Raw genomic sequence first — 17,725 nt, forward strand, 5'->3', positions numbered from 1 at the left:
TCGGAGCCAGTCCCCCTCGCAGTTTACGGCTTTAGCTGGGCCAGAAGGCCGGCCACGCGCTCGACGTCGGCAAGGTCCCTGAACTCGCGGTAACCGTCCACGCCGTCCGGGTCCAGCCCGCGGTAAAAGCGTGGGCGCTTGGCCTTAAGCCCCGAAAGGAGCTTTCCGGAGGCGTAGTCGGTCGTCTCGACCTCCCGGGCCTGGAATTTCAACTGCAGGACGATGCTGTAGCCCAGGCGGAACAGCCGCTTCAACTCCTCGCTCACCAGTATCCGGGCGGCCTGCTGCTCGTCCGCCGGCGCCAGCCTCTCCAGCGCGATGTTGAGATAGCCGCTCACCCGGTGCAGTATGGCCAGCATCGTTTCCGGCTCGTGGAACGCGTTTCCTTCCGCGACCAGCGCGCTGTTGACCAGGTAGTTCAGCTCCTGGTAGAGCGTCGGCGTGGAGGCAAGGGCGAGCGCGCGGGAAAAGAAGGTCCCCTCGTCGGCGCTCACAGGCACCAGTTCCCCCCCCTCCCCTGCCGGGCTCAACTCCTTCCCCCCTTCCAGTTGGAACTGCTCCGGATTCACCCGGGCGTAGATCGAAAGAGCCTCGTCCAGCGGGGGAAAGCCCAGGTCCTGAAGCCTGCCGGTGCGGAACCTCTGGCACTGCTCCTCCAACTCCAGGTCCACCTCCCCCTTGGCCCCTTCCATGAGTGCCGTGTAGAGGGAATTGTCCAGCTTGATCAGCATGGACAGGAATGTACCGACCAATTGGCTGTGCTTGGGGTTCTTGAAGTTGATCATGAAGACGCCGTCGAAGGTGTGATCGTATTCGGCGAGGCGTTCCTGGTCGTTGGACTGGTCGCCGACCCCGCCGCCGACCTCGATCTCACGGCTCAGGAAAAGCTGCAGCAGGTCGAAATCGAGGTGCTGCAAGAGCTCGTGAACCCGCGGCTCGCCACCTTCCATGAACTTCTCCAGCCAGTGATGCACCTGCTCCTCGGAGAAGGTCCACCCTTCCCACGACTCCATGTCCAGGATGAAAACGCACTGGTCTGCGGAGGCCAATTGCAGCAGTTCCACCGCGTCGGCCTCTCCCACCTCCTTGACCAGCCAGAAAAACTCCTGGGGCTCCAGGGTGGCGGCCACCCTCTTCGCGTTCGGATCCGCGATGATCAGCTCCATCTTCTCCCGTGCCGGCGCCGTCTTCAGGTACTTCCCCTTCCTGTCGAGCGGCAGCGCCTGGAAATCGCCCTGCGAGAGCCTCGCTACAGCTACCTGCCTGTTTTCAACACTTGCCAATATGCAACTCCTTTTATGTTTATAAGCGTGTCACGCAAAGCCGCAAAGCACGCAAAGTAAAAACAATAAATTGCTTTCAGCTTTCCTTTGCGTCTTTGCGGCTTTGCGTGAGGGGGTTACTAGATGATCCCTTTTTTCATCGCCTTCTTGTAGCCGCAGCTTCTGTGCAGCCACTTCAACTCCTTGACCAGCTCTGGGGTCAGCTCCACGCACTCCGGAAAAATCTTGAAACGCTTCTCATAGATCTTGCAGCGCCTGGTGTCGATATCGAGGTAGCGGCATGGGGTCGAGGTAAACAAAATCCTGCCGTCCTCATCCTCGATCTTTTCAAAACAGCAAAGGCCGCATTGCTCGCAAAGCCCCTCCCATTGTTCCCGGTTCAAATTCCCTCCTGACATACTACGGTCTCCTCCTACTGCTCCGACGCTCCCAGCGGAATGGTGACGGGCCCTTTGCTGCCGGAAAACCTGACGCTGTCCTCGAATATCTGCTCCACCTTGTAACCGTCGACCACCGCACCCTGCCGCACCGGGCGGCCGTTCACCATGGCGAAGCTGGACTGGCTGTCGTTCTGCCACGCAATGCCGGTCACCCGGATCTCCTGGTGCGTCTTCTCGGAAGAAACGGCGCGCGGCTGTTGGGCAGCAACCGGCGCAGCAAGCGCGGGAGCCGCATGGACGGCAGCGGGACGAACAGGTACCGGCGGCACCGGGACTTTGACGGACCGTTGCGGTTTTGCGGCCGGTTTGGCGGCATGTTTGGGGACAGACGCGACTTGCTGTTTTCGAACCGGCGCCTTGACCTCGTGCCTTGTTTGCTGAGGCTTCACCGCCACCGGCGCCGCTACCGGTTTTACGGGCGCCGCAGGAGCGGCCGCAGGAGCAGTCGCCGCAGGTGCAGCGGACACGGCAGACTTGGGAACAGGGGCGACCGGTTGAGCCGGGGGTTGCGGAGCTGTCGCCACAACCGGCAAGGCAGGGGAAGCGGACTTCCCGAATCCCCCCATGATGGAATAGGTGACCAAGGTGGCAACCGCCGCGCCGCCCAATGACCAGGCGGGGATCAGCCAGGCCGGCCTGCGCTCGCGCTTTCTCCCCAGCCCGCCGGCACCGGGGTTCCGCTTCTGGTTTTGCGCATCCTCAACCTTCTCCAGCGCCTTCAATATAGAACTCATAAAGAACCCTCGGTTTCTTTGATCTTAGTTGAGCCAGCGCGGCACGCGCCCCAAGACGCGCCTTAAAAGCCTCGCCGTTATCCCGTAGGGAGCGCGCCCGGCCACTTCAGAGACGGCCTGCACCGCCATGCTCCCGGAGATGATGCGGCTCTCCTGGGTGAAGCCGATGAGAAGCGCCCGGTCGCAGACGACGTTCACAAGCCTCGGGACCCCGCCGGAGAAACGGAAGATCCGCTTCATCGCGGCTACGGAAAACTCCGCCGCGCGGTGGCATCCGGCAAGTTCCATGCGGTGATCGATGTAGCGCCGGGTGTTCTCGAAATCCATCGGAAGCAGGTGGTAGCGCACCGTGATGCGCTGGTTCAACTGCCTCAGTTCTTCGCGAGCCAGCACGGTGAGAAGCTCGGGCTGCCCGGAAAGGACGATCTGGATCAGTTTGTCCGTCTCCGTTTCCAGGTTGGAGATGAGGCGAATCTGCTCCAGCACCTCCGGGGAGAGATTCTGAGCCTCATCCATGACCAGCACCACGCTGTGCCCCGCCCTCTTTTGCTCCAGGAGGAATTCGTTCAGCACCTGCAAAAGGTCCACCCTGCTCTCGCTGTCGCAGGAAAGCCCGAACTCGCGGTTTACGCTCTTCAGGAGTTCCAGGGAAGAGAGGCAGGGATTGAAGATGAGCGCGGTGCGGTGCCCCCTGCCGTCCAGCCGGTTCAGGAAAGTCCGCAGGACAGTGGTCTTGCCGGTCCCCACTTCGCCGGTCAGCTCCACGAACCCCACCCGGTTTTCCACGGCGTATAAGAGATGCGCGAGCGCCTCCCTATGGTGGTCGCTGAGGAAAAGGAACCTGGGATTGGGGGTGATGGTAAAAGGGCTTTCCCGAAAGCCGTAGAATTCGCAGTACATGGCGGCACGCGTCCTTTGGACAAGGGTTCGATTTTCAGGCCAGTGAATATAGCGCGAATCTGCCGACAAGGAAAGGAAAACCGGGGGAAAAGCGGGCTCACGCGAAGACGCAAAGGCGCAAAGGAAAGCAAACAAACAGCGGGAAATCGAAAACCTTAACAGGGATGAAGGGGATTAAAGGGATAAAACCAAAACGTTTATGAGGTTTTTCTTAGCGTCTTTGCGGCTTTGCGTGAGAAGCTTTTGCAGCTTTGGTTTTTCTTAGCGTCTTTGCGGCTGTCCTCACATGAAGTAATGCCTCAGCCCTACCCGCATGATGAAATTCTTCTCCGCCTCCCTGGCATAGCCTGCGGAAATCGTGAGGTCGGTCTGGTTGGAGAGTTCTGTGAGAGCAGAGGCTTCAAAGCTTTCCCATCGAAACCTCTCCGGATACCCCTTGCGAAGATTTTCATAGGAGAGTGACAGAATCAGGGGGTCAAAGTGATATTGCGCCCGCAGGAAGAGGTCCCTTGCGTCGCCTCCGATGTAGTGGCCGATGATCCTGCCGTGATAGGTATACCCCTGGGTATAGATGTGATGGGTGTACCAGAACCCTTTGTAGGTGTCGTTCACGTTGTCCGCATATTCGGCGCTGACTTCAAGCCTCTCCAGGCTCAGAACCCGGGGAAGATAGATACCGTAGACGCCGAACCACTTCTCCGGAAAGTTGTTGCGTTGATCCTCGCCTGTCATCTCGACAGAAAGCGTTATCGGCTGCACCCGCCACGGTATTACCACCTTGGCATCGAGGCCGGCTCTTTGATCGCCGGCCTCCCCCTCTTCATTTTCTCCCCGCCCCAACAAGCTGTTGCCGAAGGTGCTTAAACCGGCATTGCGCCCTTCTCCCCCTAAAAGCGCCGTCTTCGCCAGCCCCAGTTCCAACCAGGGAAAGGGCTTCAGGTCCAGTCGGAGTCCATACAGTATCGGCCGGTCTACATCCGTTCGCTCCTCCTCGAGCCTGGTGACGAAAAAGCTGCCGCGAACGCCGATACCGAAGGGGAAATAGGGAACGCTGTTGGAGATCTTGAAGATGGTCAGCGGGTCTGCGTTGTTCGATAACAACGGCGAACCGTTAATGCCGGTCCCCCACCACTGGCTTTCTTTCCCCACCACGAATTCCTCGCGGCCGAGATTGGCAAGGAGGTAGGCCTTTTTCAGCCGAAGCCCCGCATCGCCCTCGTACAGATCCGCCTCAGGCCTGACCACCGCGCCTACGTATTTGCTGTCGAAACGACCGGTCGCGTTCAGGAAAAGGTTGTGCCCTCCCCTGACCTCGACGCCGTCCCTGTTTTTCTGCCAGAAGAAGCCTTTGTCGTCACTGTACATGTACTGCAGATCCACGGTATCCATGGCGAACTCTGGAGCTGTTTCCCCCGCCAGTTCCCTGCGGAATTCCTTTTTCAGCCGGGCAAGGGCTGCCTGCACGCGAAAAGAATCGTCTGTTGCTACGTTGTCGATTGCCTCCGAAGTCAGCCGGGCCGCCTCCCTGCGCGAGATGGGGAGGGTGGACAACTGCGCGGTGGTTATTTCTCCGCTTGCTTCAAGAAACCTCAGGTCCCCATACAGGCGGCTGTCCAAAGGAAGATAACTGTCTGCCAAAGCCACTTTAGATAGCAGAAGCAAGATAAACAGTGACATCAAAACAGTAGCTCGCAACGGCCCTCTCCTTTTAAATGGATAAATTAGACAATATTATTTATATGTAACAAACAAATGCGGTGATGGCAAACAGAATGGTTAATTCTAAAATAGATTTAATAAAGCAGAGAAGGATCAGATCGAAGGGAAATACTGGATCAGCGAGATAAGCGGACAGCATAAAGCAAAGCAAAAGTACCAATTATGCTTGTTCGTGAGAAAGGCGACGACTGGCAAAAAAGCCGGAGCCACATCGGTGAAGCCGGCCCTCCAACAACAGATCTCAATCTCAATCTCAATCTCAATATCGGTAGGTCAGTTCAGCCCTTAAGAGCTGGTTCCTGCGGCTCTCCCCCTGCCTCAGCTCAAGGTTATCGATCCACTCGTGCCCGTACATCAGGAGGGCATTCCATTCCCCCTGGACCGGGAAACTCCAGAAGGCGCGCAGTGCGTTCCTGCGCTCGACAGCCTGCATGACTCCGGCGGCGTCGAATTTGCCCGTTGCGTCGACCGTGACCCGCCCATAATCCCCGCGCGTGCTGTGCATTCCCTCCAGAGCCAGGTTGTTACGTACGGAGAACCAGTGGCTGTAGCGCAAGAACCACTCCTCAGCCGCCCCACCCTGGGAATGCCCGATGGGGAGCCCATGGTACAGGTACCCCTCCGGAAAAGTCCCGTTGGCGTAGAGGATTTCGTTGCCGCGGAAGTATTCGAAGCGGAGGTCGTCCCGTCCGCTCTCCGTAAGCGATGGGATAAAGAAGCCGGCCACGTAGCTTTCGACGATGGGCCAGAATGCGGCGGCATCCTCTCCGGAAAACTCTCCGTACAGTTCGCTGTTTCTGAGCCAGGGGAGCCTGAAGCGAAGATCTACGCCGGCCAAAGTGTTGGAATTGTCATGGTTCCAGCCGCCGATGAGACCGCGCGCGTTGTCACCGAGGCTGTTACTGACCCCCGGACCGCCGACCTGCCGTCCAAGGTTGATGCCGAATTCTATATTCTGCGTCGGTTTCATCGAGAGCTTCCCGGCGAAAAACCAGGGCTCTCTTTCCTGACCGTCAGTCACCGTTTTTTCCAGCTGAGAAAAGATCAGGGTGTACTTCAGGTCCCAAAGGTATTTGGTGGAAACAAGCTCCGGGCTCGACAGTTTCACCAGGTCCATGTTGCGCGCGTTGTTGGTAAGCGTGATGGCGCCGCGGTGGCCGGGTCCCAGCCAGTTCTCGTCCCGCCCCGCCTCCAGCTCCAGCCCCTTGCCGCCGAACTTCAGGTAACCCCGGTTCAGGCGCAGCGTCGCCTCATCGGTCTTTTCCGACCAAAGCAGCATCGGCTCAACGAGCAAGGCCGCCTTCGTCCCCCAGTAAGCCTCGCCGCTCCCGCGCAGATCCAGGTTGGAGCCGGAGTGGTAGAGCACGCCGTCGTTGTTCTCAAAAAGCGGTGTCCCCTCGAAGCCTCGCTGCTGAACGGGATTGGGGTAAGGCGTCGCAGGCCTGAGGCCGCTGCCGATGCCGAAGACGCCGTCGTTGCCCGCATCGTGCACCGCGCGGAAGTAGCTGCGCGGCTTCCCATCCAAATGGACGTAGCGAAGGCGCGCGGCAGCGACCGGCTCGAAATCCAGGGTTTTTGCCTTTCCCTCGTCGGCATAAAGGGCCGCCTCGCGGGGTAGAAGCTCCCTCAGCCGCTGGGCCATCTCGTCCGCAAGCGGAGGGTGGTCGCCGGAGGCAAGGCGCGTTTCCGCCTCGCGCAGGAGCCGCACCGCCTCAGCCTTCGAGAAAGGGCGGATTCCCTTCACGTCGCCAGAGACGAGGCCATAGCCCGAGAGTTTTTCCAGGTATAGATAGATGGGGCTGTCGAGAGGGATGTTGGCGGAAGAAAGGGCAAAAGCGGAAGAAGCGAAGCTAGTGATACCAACGACGAGTGCTACCAGAAAAAATCTCATAAATTCCTATCTCATACGAAAAGCCGCAAAGGCGATAAAAAGATAAAAGCTTGAACAGCAGGTCAAAGGCGTCGCACACGGATGACGCGGAAAAAAAACGATCACTACAGATTAAACTGAGCACCCGTAAAGATTTTACATCTCAACAGCTTGTCTCCAGGTTAATCTGCCGTTATCCGTTTTTTTCGCAAAATCCGCGTGCAATGCCGTTGTTTAAGCCGCGGAGCCCTCTTTTGAGGCTAACTGCAGGTTCCTCACCAGGGTAAGCTTTTGCGGAGGGAAGAGGTCCGGCCGGACCCGCTGGAAGGCAAACGGCGGCGCCACATCGAACTCGTAGCGCGGCGCAAACTCGGGCACCATGCGCCGCAGCGACTTCAAAAGCTCCTTGATATCCTGGTTTCTGGCATGCCCAAACAGCTCGTCCAGATCCTGGCTCACCCTTCTCAGGTCGGTTGCCACCGGCGCCATCACCCGGATCTTCTTGTGACTCGTGGGCTTTATCCCCTCGCCGTTGATCAAAAGCTCCTCGAACAGCTTCTCGCCGGGCTTTAGTCCCGTGAACTGGATGTCCATCTCCTTGTACGGGATCAGCCCGGAAAGCCTGATCAGCTCCTCGGCCAGAGAAAGTATCCGAACCGGCTCGCCCATGTCCAGCACGAAGATCTCCCCGCCGCGCCCGATGCACCCTGCCTGCATCACCAGCTGCGACGCCTCGGGAATGGTCATGAAGTAGCGCACCACGTCGCTGTGGGTGACGGTGACGGGCCCTCCCTTTCTGATCTGCTCCTTGAAAAGGGGAATCACGCTGCCGTTACTCCCCAGGACGTTGCCGAAGCGGACCGTGGTGAACTTGGTCTGGCTTTTCGCGGCCAGGGCCTGCACGTAGATCTCGGCGCTACGCTTGGTGGCGCCCATGACGTTGGTCGGGTTCACCGCCTTGTCTGTCGAGACCATGACGAAATTGTGCACCTTGGTCTTGTGCGCCGCATCCGCCACGATTCTTGACCCGAGCACGTTGTTCAGCACGGCCTCGGCCGGGTTGTACTCCATCATGGCGACATGCTTGTAGGCCGCGGCGTGGAAGACCACCTCGGGAATGAACTCGTCGAAGACAGCCTCCACGCGCTCCTGGTTTTTCACGTCCCCCACCATGGGGATGATCCGGAGGTCAGGGAAAGCGGCGGCCAGCTCCTTCTCGATGTAGAAAAGAGGGGTCTCCGCGTGATCGAAAAGCACCAGCTTCGCCGGCTTGAAACGGGCCACCTGGCGGCAGATCTCGCTACCGATGCTTCCCGCCGCACCGGTCACCAGGACCCGCTTGTCGGTCAGGTAGTTGCGGATGGCAGTCTGGTCGAGCATCACCGGGTCGCGCCCCAGGAGATCCTCTATCTCAACGTCCTTGATCTGGCTCATCGAGACCTTGCCGTCGACAATAGCGGTGATCCCTGGAAGAGTCTTGAACCGCGCCTTGCTCCGCTTACAGTTGGCTATCACCCGGCGCATCAGTTCACCGTCCCCGGAGGGAATGGCGAAGATGACCTCTTCTATGGCATGTTTTCTGACCAGGCCGCAGAGGCGGTTGGTGCCCCCAAGGACCCGAACGCCGGAAAGACGCATGCCGCGCTTCTCAATGTCGTCGTCCACGAATCCTATTACGTTGTAGGGGGAATCGGCCTCCTTGCGGATCTCTTTGAGCAGCAGGTTGCCTGCCTCCCCGGCGCCGATGATAAGCGTTTTCTTACCCTTGTGCATGGAAGGGAGGAACTTGGTCTCGCGGTAAACCCTCCAGAGCAGGCGGCTACCGGCCACCAGCGAGAAGAGCAGAAACCAGTCAAGAAAGTAGATGGAGCGCGGGAGAGCGAAGGGGCCTTTGGTGAGGAGAAGTGCTAGAGCAGAGACAACGGAGGACAGGGTCACAACCTTGAAGATTTCATACGCGTCCCGCAAAGAGGCGTAGCGCCAGATGCAGCGGTACATGCCGGACGCGATGAAGATAACCGATTTGACAGCTAAAACGATGACAAGCCCTTGCAGCAGGGGACTGGACTGCTCGGCAGGAATTCGTAAATCGAATCGAAGCAGGAAAGCGAGAGTGAATGCGGCGACAATCAGGGAAACATCGAGGAAAAATACCAGAAACCTTCTTGTACGGAACATGCCCCCCCCACCCCTCATGAAATCAAGTCTGGACAAGCTAGAAGCTGAACCCAGGTACATTAACCCGAGCAGATGGAGACTATAGCACTTACTCTCAAAAAAGCAAACTCTAATCTCATTAACTCACGCCCGTTCGCTGCGCTCGCTCAAGACGCAAAGCCACAAAGTCCCAAAGCGGTCGCACGCGGATGACGCGGATTAAGTGGACAAAACGATAACTGCAGATCAACCGGATGTTTTCTGGATTAATCTGACGTTATCCGCGTTTTCCGTTAAATCCGTGTGCGATGCCGTGAAGCGCCTTTCTTGGCGTCTTTGCGGCTTTGCGTGAGAAGGTTCTCTAGCTTTTCGGTTTTGCAGTTATCCCCTGCATCCCCTGCATCCCCTTCATCCCTCTTAATAGTTTTGGCTTTGCATCTTTCCGTTAAATCCGTGTGCGATGCCGTGAAGCGCCTTTCTTTGCGCCTTTGCGGCTTTGCATGAGAAAGCTTTACGGCTTTGGATGAGGGGGCTTTCAGGTTTTCCCAGCCTGCCCTCAGAAAAAAGTTGATGTGGTCGCTGTACAGATCGTTAGCGTATGCTAAGATTCGACCCGCTACGGAATTCCACCTAAAGGAGGCAATTCGGATGACACTACCGGAACTGCTGGAACTCAACTTCAACAGCTACAGCATCAACGACTTCATCGCGGAAGTAAACACCATAGCCGACAAAATGGAGAAGCACTCGGCCCTTAAGGATTTTCCCGAGTACTTCTGCCCCCCGGAGAAGCTCAGGGAAAAAGCGACGCTACTGGTGCAACTTCGCGATGCCTCCGCCAGCGGCGACAGGGATAAGAAGGCGGAGAAAATGGCCGCCTGGGAAGACACCAAACTTGCCGTAATCATGAATGGTCAGCACATCACCATGCTGTCGCTGCACCGCAACGACCCCAACATCCTGCTCAACACCGGCTACAAGTTGAAACAGAAGCACATTGCTAAACCCACCTCCTCCTCTGCCACGGACCTGCTGGCGGAGACGCCGGGCCTCGCGTTGAGGTACTTGCAATCGGGTTCGGGGCCGGTTGTGGGTGCCTTCACCGTCATCATAACCAAGGCTAAGAACAGGGCGTCAACAGAGCTGCAGATGTCTGACAACCCTTCTGACGAATCTTCCTGGAGCAGTCAAGGGATCTATGCCAAATCGCGCATAGAGTACAAACGGCAACAATCGGAAAAAAGGCTCTACTTCAGGGCCAGGTACCACCAGGACGGCGGCGTCAGTCCATGGTCCCAGGTGGTAAACATCCTCGTTCTGTAAAAAGTCCGCCTCTTTAACAGGATGAAACGACGACGCGGCTGCATCTTACGATGCAGCCGCGCTTTCTTTTCCTTCCGGCTTCAGCCTCCCGCCTTCTCCCCCGCTCCCCCCTGTATCATCTTCCTCGCAAACCGATACAGTTACTCCTAAAGCAGGTGACATATTTTTAAAAGCGGGAACAGATTAGAAAAATCCGGTCCGACTTTTTCTCAACTTGAACCTGTTTCCATAAAAGCCGGTCATGCATTAGAAAAACTCTGTACGGTTTTTCCGAAAACAGGACCGGTTACAGAAAAAGCCGGCCCTGTTTCCAACAAAATTGGACCGGATTAGATAAAAACGGAACCAGATTAGAAATAATTGGGACTGAATTAGTTTAAAACGGGACTGGATTAGAGGAAACTGGATCAGGTTTGTTGAAAACAGTAACTGGAATTCCCAAAACCGGAACGCTTTTTTCTAATAGAGGACAGGTTTTTTCTAATCTGTGTCAACATTAGAGAAAACCGGTACTACTTTTCGGAAAGCTGTACCCGTTTCGGGTAAACCCGTGCAGCTTTTTCTAAAAGTAGGTTCACTTTTCTTTGAACCCGTTCCTGTTTTGTCGAAAAGCGTCTATCCCCTTCGCTCGTCCGAATCCCTAAAATTCTCTACAGGGACGAATAGGATGAATGGGATGTGCCTTTCTTTGCGTCTTTGCGGCTTTGCGTGAGCCGGTTTCCGCTCCTGTAGTCTCAGTGAGAGACACCATCGCTTTTAAGCACTTTCAGCGCCGTGAGGAAGATGATGCGGAGGTCCAGTGCCATCGAACGGTTCTTAAGGTAGTGCTCGTCAAACTCCACCTTGACGGGAATGGGGAGCTCGTCGCGGCCATTTACCTGCGCCCACCCGGTCAGGCCCGGGGGCAGAACATGAACACCTTTTTCCGTCCGCAACTCAATCAGATCGTCCTGGTTATAAAGGGCGGGACGAGGACCGACGAAACTCATGTCGCCGCGCAGGATGCTGAACAGCTGCGGCAGCTCATCGAGGCTGGATTTTCTCAAAAACTTGCCGATAGGGGTCAGGAATTGGTCGGGGTTGGTAAGCAGATGCGTGGCGACTGCGGGGGTCCCAGTGCGCATGGTGCGGAACTTGGGCATCCTGAAGATGACGTTGCACCTTCCCACCCTGTCGGACCAGTACAGCACGGGCCCCGGGGAGGTAAGCTTTACGAATAAGGCCACGAACAGCATGGGGACGCTGAACACAGCAAGCAGCGTCATAGAAAGTATCCAATCGAAAAACCTCTTCATACTCTCCTTTTACCTACTGATGAATGTTTCTGGGCGTGTAATTTAAGCTATTTTACCACCCCACAACCCTGTCCCTTAAACCAGAGAGCTGTTTTTTTAAGACCCTGCTCCATAGTGAAAGGAGGAACCCACCCAAGCTCTCTTCGGATTTTGGAGCTGTCGACCTGCAGCGATCCCAACAATCGTTCCACTGATTGGGACTTGCCAAACATTTTTCCCGCTGTGCGCATCAAGGTAGGTGACAGTGGCAAGAGTCTGGAAGACCTACTCAGAGCGCCGGCCAGCCGGCGAATCAACTCAGGAGTAGACACGTCGTCATTATCGCTCACCAAATAGGTCTGGCCTGCTGCATTTGCAGCAGTTGCACTAAAGGCAACCGCATCCACCAAATTTTCTACATAAACCAAGCTCCGCTTGTTGGAAATCGACGCAAATGGTAAAGGTATACCATGATCGATAATGCTCATAAGCTTCAGGAAGTTGGCTTTGACGCCCGCCCCGTACACCAATGGAGGACGCACAATTACGACTTCAAGTCCGGTTTCTGCGGCGATCCGATGTAGAGCGGCCTCCGCCTCTGATTTGCTGATACCGTAAGGATCAGAAGGGGCAAGTGGTGAGAGTTCACAGTAGGGATGATCAGTCTCTTCGCCATGTACCTTAACGGTGCTGATAAAAACAAGTCGCTTCACCCCTGCGGCTGCAGCCTGTCGCGCCAAGCGTACCGTCCCATGAAGGTTCACTTTGCGAAATTCGTCCAATGGGTCTGCAGCAGTGTCTTGCATGATATGAACGCGGGCAGCCAGATGAATAACCGTGTCTATCCCCTGGAAAGCTGCCTTATATACGCTCAACTCCGACAGAGGCGGCACCACCACCGTAGCAACCCCGCTAGGCAAAAAGGCAGTCTCCTCGCCCTCCAATACCGCGGCCGTGACTCGCAAGTTCTCAAGAAGAAGGCGCTTGGCAAGAAATGCTCCCACGAACCCGGTTGCGCCGGTCATTAAGATTCTTGGTGTTTTTGTCATATCCTGACCATTTTCACCTTTGTTCATTTTCAATAATAGCGTCTCTGGCTCTCTAAAAATCACTAATACGTAGATGACCTGCTCTAAATCTACTGAATCCCGCCACCCAAGGCCATGGAAATGGCCGGCATTTTCCAAATTGCGTATTCCGGTCGATGCCGACCCCAATTCCGCTGTGATGCCGAACGGCATACCGCTGGCAACCAACCGGAAATGAGGGGATATCCATACGATCATTTTTTTGATGAATCAGACACGTTAGGTTTCAGGATGGAAGTTAAATAGTACCGAGTAAGTTCACTTATTCCGCATTTTATAGATATTTGACACTTAAAGCCCATTTCTTTTTCTATAGAATTAGTTGCATATACTACTTTATTGGTAAGTGCATCTATTCTTGCAGGACTTAAAGGAAAATTGGGCATAATAATTTGAAGAAATGAAGTAGCGGCTCGCATAAGAGATTCAGGAACTCTGGCTTTGGGTATTTTTTTATCAAGTACTGCTGCAATTGTTTCGACAAGTTCTTCCAACTTACAGTAATCAGAAACAATGTAAATGCTCCCAGTTAGTGCAGCTGTAGATGTCCCGCAAAGTACTAGGGCATCCACAACATTTTCTACATGGATATAATTAGCAGTTGCCCCAGTTTTGCCGATGAAAAAAAAGAGGTTTTTATGAATCATCTGGATGAGCTGGAAAAGTGATCTATTCGGCATGTCATTGCCGTAAACAACTGAAGGTCTTAATATAACACCGAACAACTTGTCGTGTTTAATTGCATCGAGTACAAGCATGTCAGACTTAGTTTTTGATTTTTCATAAGCATTGTTAGGATTAAGCTCACTGCTCTCACAAATATTACCATCAAGTACTTTACCATATACCCCAGTACTGCTAAGCTGTACCCAACGGCATCTTTTGCCTCGGGCTGCAACAAGTAAGTTTGCGGTACCAAGTACATTTGTATTGTACATTTGAGATTCATTGCGTAGTTCAGCTGCGCAATGATATAAGACATCAGCCCCATCAAGAAACTCGTGCAAGATCTCAATTGAAGAGTTCAAATCTCCAATATATGGTTTCGCACCCTCAAGCTCTTGTGATCCATGATCTCGTGTCAAATATCGTACCTGATCTCCAAAATCCAAATGCCTTCTTATTAAATGCTTTCCTATAAACCCAGTACCACCAGTAACGGCAATAATCATAAAGGCTCCTTTTAATGCATTTGAGGGAAACCCATTATGTCCACACCTTTAAAAAATGGCTCTTCAGCAGAATCTGTGATGACACTGCGATTCGGGTAGATCGCCAAGGGTGTGATATAAGGCTAAAAGTGAGACCATAGGTTTTATTTAAGGTCATTTTTACACATATGTTGATGATAGAGCCTTTTTAGTGCGGCATAAAGAATATCCGCAGTAAAATGTGCCTCCACCCTTTGTTTAGCGAGCTGTCCCATTTGTTTGCATTTTTCAACATTCTGCAACATAAACAACATCGCATCTTTCAATTGGTCCAAGTTGCCAGCAGGAAATAAAATGCCAGTTTGTCCATCTTCTATTGAATCAACCAAGCCGACAATATTTGACCCGATGGTAGGGATCCCTAGCGCTGCGGCATCTATCACTATTGTACCAAACCCTTCGCGGTAGCTAGGCAAACATAACACATGACTAATAGCAAGATACAATTCGTGATTATTAACTTTACCGACGCTGAGTACATTATTGAGGATTCTTGGATTTGTTTTCCTCATTTCATCAATCTCACCGCCTGTTTCGTCAGGACCTACATAGACGAGTTTGGCCTTTGGGTATAAATTGGTAACCATAGAAAATGCTAGGATCATATCGATCGCCCCTTTATCTCGAGTTTTCCGCGCGATATAGGCAAATACAAAATCAGACCTGTCAACTCCCAAACTGTCACGTAGCAGTTCGGCTTGACTGCCAATTACTTTGAGGTTGATCTTATCGTTGTCGTAGCCACTTAAAGATCCTTTTAGCAAAACCGGTAAAGGCACACCCGCATATGTGATATTATGCTGGAAGAGAAATGTTGACTGTGAAGGACTATCCGATAAACAAACCGTATTCAATGTTGCAATCAACTTGTCTAACGACCATAAAAATTGTCGTAAAAAACCTGTCTGAGTTGCCCAAACCTGTCCTGTAAAAGTATGAATGCGGATGGGAACACGGCAGATGAATCCGGCTATAGCCGTCAACAACCCAGCTTTTGGCATGATTGAATGAACTATATCGGGTTTTACAAGAGTTATTATTCTGATTAAATTAATCAGTGCATAAAGATCAGATAAAAAGCTCACTTTCCTGGAAATATGAAGATCGAACCATCTAACGTTTGGAAATAAAGCGCTGTGATCAGAAACATTATGTCCAACTACACTAACTTCAAAATCTTTAAAAATTCGTTTTAACGTGTTACCGAGATGCCATGGTACACATTCTGATGAGGTAACAATTCTCATCACTTTGACTTGTCGTGGTCCATCCATAATTAAACCTACCATTGAGAAAAATAGTACTGGAAGCGTTGAAATCAATCCTTCAACACTTTAGAGTAACAATTCATAACCTCTCTAACGTGAGAATGAAGTGTATTTGGTGTTTGCCAATAAAGTTCATAAGCTCTGAGACCTAACTTTTTAGCTAGTGCTGGGTCGTTATTTAAGAGCTTAAGTTTTTCAACTAAGTCATGAGTATCACGAGCACGAAACAACATTCCTGTTTCGCCATCAATAATTGCATCCTTGGCCGCGCATTCATCCGATGCAATGACGGGTACACCGAGCGCCGCAGCCTCCATCACAACTAAAGGCTGACCTTCGTGCAATAAGGAAGGGAATACAATGGCTCTGCTTGTTTGAATCGCATTATTAACGCCAACACGATCCTGCCAGCCTAGAAATTCAGCAGTGTCATTAACGAGTCGAATGTTTTTTTCTTGGTCGCCACATCCAACGAAGACAGATTTCACCCCTGCTAAACGCGCTGCCAAAGCGAAAAGAACAGCTCCTTTCTCTAGAGACAGCCTACCTATAAACGTAAACGCGTCACATCCACCTACATCTGTGGGGCAAACTTTATCTGCATCGATTGGATTACCGATGCGAAAATACCTGGTGGTTAGAGGTAACAACGCACGAATGAGCGACTCAGAGTAATTTGATACGGTGATGAAAGACTTAACGCCATTCTGAAGATGACCAAATTTAGTTTGAACAGCCTGTCGGGCGATTCGCCAAATCTTATATACGTAACAACGAGAATCACAATTACATATAATACAGCTAAAGGACATAGGCTTTAGCTTGCAATGTTTTGATTTCTTAAAATTATATAAACCACCATTCGGGCAGACAGAGAAATAATCATGGCAAGTATAAACGATTTTAAAGCCCTGATCTATTGCAACGCGAATAACACTCGCTGAAAGAGAACTAACAAAGGAGTGAATATGTATTATTGTATTCTCTGGATCAAAACCAGTGAGTACCTGCTTGAAACGGACAGCTGCACATGAATTCCAAATGCCGCTAAAAGCGGCGTTTATTCTAGATGGATTGCCCCTCAAATCGTATAGATCAAAAGTAATCACATTGACCAAATCGAGATTAATGGTAGGATCTACCGGGCCAACTCCATATATGAATGTTACGTCCACTCCGGCTTCTGCAAGAGCATTTAAGCTAGTAATCGCCACTTGAGCGGCGCCACCGTTAATATAGCCGTGATCGTTTATTACTATTACACGCATTGTGCACTTTTCGCTTTCATTGTTGGGGTTCAAGTTTTTGTGGTGTCTTTAAATTCCGCCAACGAGGAAAGTATGCCACCAATGTGATTAAACCGAAGCCTGGGTAAAGATATCGGTGGTGAACAAAGCTGTTTAATCCTACCATCATGATAAATGCAAATGATAAACATAAGATAGCATTTTGGTCACTTTGAATCAAGTGCGGGTAACGAAAGGCATGAAATAAAAATCTAAAATATCTAAACCAAACAGGAAAGAGTATACATGCCGAAATAGAATACAACAAAGCCATAATGTTCAGGTAAGAGCCATCAAAAACGTTAATGACTGGCCAAGGCTGAACTATCATTTGAAATAGTCTCACAAATGTTGCCAAAGCAGATATTCCGTACCATTTAGATTGAATCGACTCGACAATACTACCTACACCGAGTCCGGGACCAATTTCCCTGAACAGCAGTGCATCATCGCTACCCAAACCTGGCACATTTTCAATTAAAAATGGATACATTGACGATAACATGAGAAAAAGCAGAACTAAAAAACGAATGTTTTTCTCTTTGAACGAAAAATTCCCTACCATAAATAAAGTGATAGCTATTGAAAATTGGTACCTCAGTAAAACCAGCAGAAGAAAGTAGAAGGTAAATATGTACCAACTTTTTTTCAAGAAATGGTAGGCTAAAGCACTAAAAACAAAAAGGGTTGGGATTTCCTTAAGGACCCCTATTGTATATATAAAGGTCTCTGGCAAAAGCAGTATCAGAAACAAGATCTTGTCATTAACAATAATATTAAGATGTATAGAAATCTTGTAAAGGTATATGCCCGTCAACAATAGCAAACTGATATTAAATAAAGTCGCAAAATACCAGTTCCCATCGAAGAGCATCCATAAAAGGGCAGGCAAGACGACATTCTTCACGTTTGCTGCTAAATAAATTAAAATTTGCGAATTTGAAAAAATATTCTTAAAAAGAATAGTGTCTGATTGAACGATGCCTTGGAAACCAAAACCGACAGTCTCCCCAACCTCTAGAAGACTTATAAAACAGCGGGTATAGGCAATAGATAATAATCCTAAGAGGAAAACTGTGAATATGAGTTTACCGTTAAATACTTTTATGGAAAACAAGCTTTTCAAGTTACCACCTTAAGCTTAGCCTCACAAATTTCAATGAAGCAAACAC

General features: G+C 51.8%; 14 protein-coding genes. 1 reads left to right on the forward strand and 13 read right to left on the reverse strand.

The window, feature by feature from the left end; translation table 11 throughout:
* Positions 1–23: 23 nt before the first annotated feature.
* From K419_RS0100355 to K419_RS0100385, 7 genes are all read right to left on the reverse strand, one after another.
* The gene (locus K419_RS0100355) at positions 24–1,283 is read right to left on the reverse strand and encodes a DUF6178 family protein (protein WP_026839806.1); all 1,260 of its coding nucleotides are present in this window, start codon (positions 1,281–1,283) and stop codon (positions 24–26) included.
* Positions 1,284–1,402: 119 nt separating this feature from the next.
* Positions 1,403–1,681 (reverse strand): YcgN family cysteine cluster protein, encoded by a 279-nt coding sequence (locus K419_RS0100360; RefSeq protein ID WP_026839807.1) that lies wholly within the window; start codon positions 1,679–1,681, stop codon positions 1,403–1,405.
* A gap of 14 nt (positions 1,682–1,695) precedes the next feature.
* Positions 1,696–2,457, reverse strand: coding sequence for a hypothetical protein (locus tag K419_RS0100365; RefSeq protein WP_026839808.1), 762 nt, complete (start codon positions 2,455–2,457; stop codon positions 1,696–1,698).
* 24 nt (positions 2,458–2,481) lie between these two features.
* Positions 2,482–3,357 carry an ExeA family protein gene (locus K419_RS0100370; protein ID WP_026839809.1) on the reverse strand — a complete coding sequence of 292 codons (876 nt, stop codon included), beginning with the start codon at positions 3,355–3,357 and terminating at the stop codon, positions 2,482–2,484.
* A 282-nt stretch (positions 3,358–3,639) separates the two neighbouring features.
* On the reverse strand, positions 3,640–5,001 hold the full coding sequence (locus K419_RS0100375; protein ID WP_226377609.1) for a capsule assembly Wzi family protein: 1,362 nt from the start codon (positions 4,999–5,001) through the stop codon (positions 3,640–3,642).
* A gap of 334 nt (positions 5,002–5,335) precedes the next feature.
* Positions 5,336–6,967, reverse strand: a complete 1,632-nt coding sequence (locus tag K419_RS0100380; RefSeq protein ID WP_026839811.1) for a capsule assembly Wzi family protein — start codon at positions 6,965–6,967, stop codon at positions 5,336–5,338.
* Between the two features lie 213 nt (positions 6,968–7,180).
* The gene (locus tag K419_RS0100385; RefSeq protein ID WP_026839812.1) at positions 7,181–9,124 is read right to left on the reverse strand and encodes a polysaccharide biosynthesis protein; all 1,944 of its coding nucleotides are present in this window, start codon (positions 9,122–9,124) and stop codon (positions 7,181–7,183) included.
* Between the two features lie 627 nt (positions 9,125–9,751).
* Between K419_RS0100385 and K419_RS0100390 the strand changes: the two genes are divergently transcribed.
* On the forward strand, positions 9,752–10,426 hold the full coding sequence (locus tag K419_RS0100390; RefSeq protein ID WP_026839813.1) for a hypothetical protein: 675 nt from the start codon (positions 9,752–9,754) through the stop codon (positions 10,424–10,426).
* A gap of 734 nt (positions 10,427–11,160) precedes the next feature.
* Here the strand turns inward: K419_RS0100390 and K419_RS0100395 are convergent.
* The 6 genes from K419_RS0100395 to K419_RS0100415 all read right to left on the reverse strand — a co-directional run bounded on the left by K419_RS0100395 (position 11,161) and on the right by K419_RS0100415 (position 17,679).
* The gene (locus K419_RS0100395; protein WP_026839814.1) at positions 11,161–11,721 is read right to left on the reverse strand and encodes a sugar transferase; all 561 of its coding nucleotides are present in this window, start codon (positions 11,719–11,721) and stop codon (positions 11,161–11,163) included.
* 47 nt (positions 11,722–11,768) lie between these two features.
* Positions 11,769–12,941: a UDP-glucose 4-epimerase family protein gene (locus tag K419_RS0100400; RefSeq protein ID WP_226377600.1), complete on the reverse strand. Its 1,173-nt coding sequence runs from the start codon at positions 12,939–12,941 to the stop codon at positions 11,769–11,771.
* 41 nt (positions 12,942–12,982) lie between these two features.
* Positions 12,983–13,960 (reverse strand): NAD-dependent epimerase/dehydratase family protein, encoded by a 978-nt coding sequence (locus K419_RS22940; protein WP_084154056.1) that lies wholly within the window; start codon positions 13,958–13,960, stop codon positions 12,983–12,985.
* Between the two features lie 143 nt (positions 13,961–14,103).
* On the reverse strand, positions 14,104–15,288 hold the full coding sequence (locus K419_RS22945) for a glycosyltransferase (protein ID WP_084154057.1): 1,185 nt from the start codon (positions 15,286–15,288) through the stop codon (positions 14,104–14,106).
* Between the two features lie 29 nt (positions 15,289–15,317).
* Positions 15,318–16,535, reverse strand: a complete 1,218-nt coding sequence (locus K419_RS22950) for a glycosyltransferase family 4 protein (RefSeq protein ID WP_084154058.1) — start codon at positions 16,533–16,535, stop codon at positions 15,318–15,320.
* 16 nt (positions 16,536–16,551) lie between these two features.
* Complete coding sequence (locus K419_RS0100415) at positions 16,552–17,679, reverse strand: hypothetical protein (RefSeq protein ID WP_026839817.1); 1,128 nt, start codon at positions 17,677–17,679, stop codon at positions 16,552–16,554.
* Positions 17,680–17,725: the final 46 nt, after the last annotated feature.

The sequence above is a fragment of the Citrifermentans bremense R1 genome, assembly GCF_000426865.1.
In the GTDB taxonomy this organism is placed as follows: Bacteria; Desulfobacterota; Desulfuromonadia; order Geobacterales; family Geobacteraceae; genus Geomonas; species Geomonas bremensis.

Coding starts and splice junctions, on each gene's coding strand:
- K419_RS22950 (WP_084154058.1), bottom strand. CDS start 16,535: ATGCGTGTAATAGTAATAAACGATCACGGCTATATTAACGGTGGCGCC.
- K419_RS0100365 (WP_026839808.1), bottom strand. CDS start 2,457: ATGAGTTCTATATTGAAGGCGCTGGAGAAGGTTGAGGATGCGCAAAAC.
- K419_RS22940 (WP_084154056.1), bottom strand. CDS start 13,960: ATGATTATTGCCGTTACTGGTGGTACTGGGTTTATAGGAAAGCATTTA.
- K419_RS22945 (WP_084154057.1), bottom strand. CDS start 15,288: ATGGTAGGTTTAATTATGGATGGACCACGACAAGTCAAAGTGATGAGA.
- K419_RS0100385 (WP_026839812.1), bottom strand. CDS start 9,124: ATGTTCCGTACAAGAAGGTTTCTGGTATTTTTCCTCGATGTTTCCCTG.
- K419_RS0100395 (WP_026839814.1), bottom strand. CDS start 11,721: ATGAAGAGGTTTTTCGATTGGATACTTTCTATGACGCTGCTTGCTGTG.
- K419_RS0100390 (WP_026839813.1), top strand. CDS start 9,752: ATGACACTACCGGAACTGCTGGAACTCAACTTCAACAGCTACAGCATC.
- K419_RS0100400 (WP_226377600.1), bottom strand. CDS start 12,941: ATGCCGTTCGGCATCACAGCGGAATTGGGGTCGGCATCGACCGGAATA.
- K419_RS0100360 (WP_026839807.1), bottom strand. CDS start 1,681: ATGTCAGGAGGGAATTTGAACCGGGAACAATGGGAGGGGCTTTGCGAG.
- K419_RS0100370 (WP_026839809.1), bottom strand. CDS start 3,357: ATGTACTGCGAATTCTACGGCTTTCGGGAAAGCCCTTTTACCATCACC.
- K419_RS0100380 (WP_026839811.1), bottom strand. CDS start 6,967: ATGAGATTTTTTCTGGTAGCACTCGTCGTTGGTATCACTAGCTTCGCT.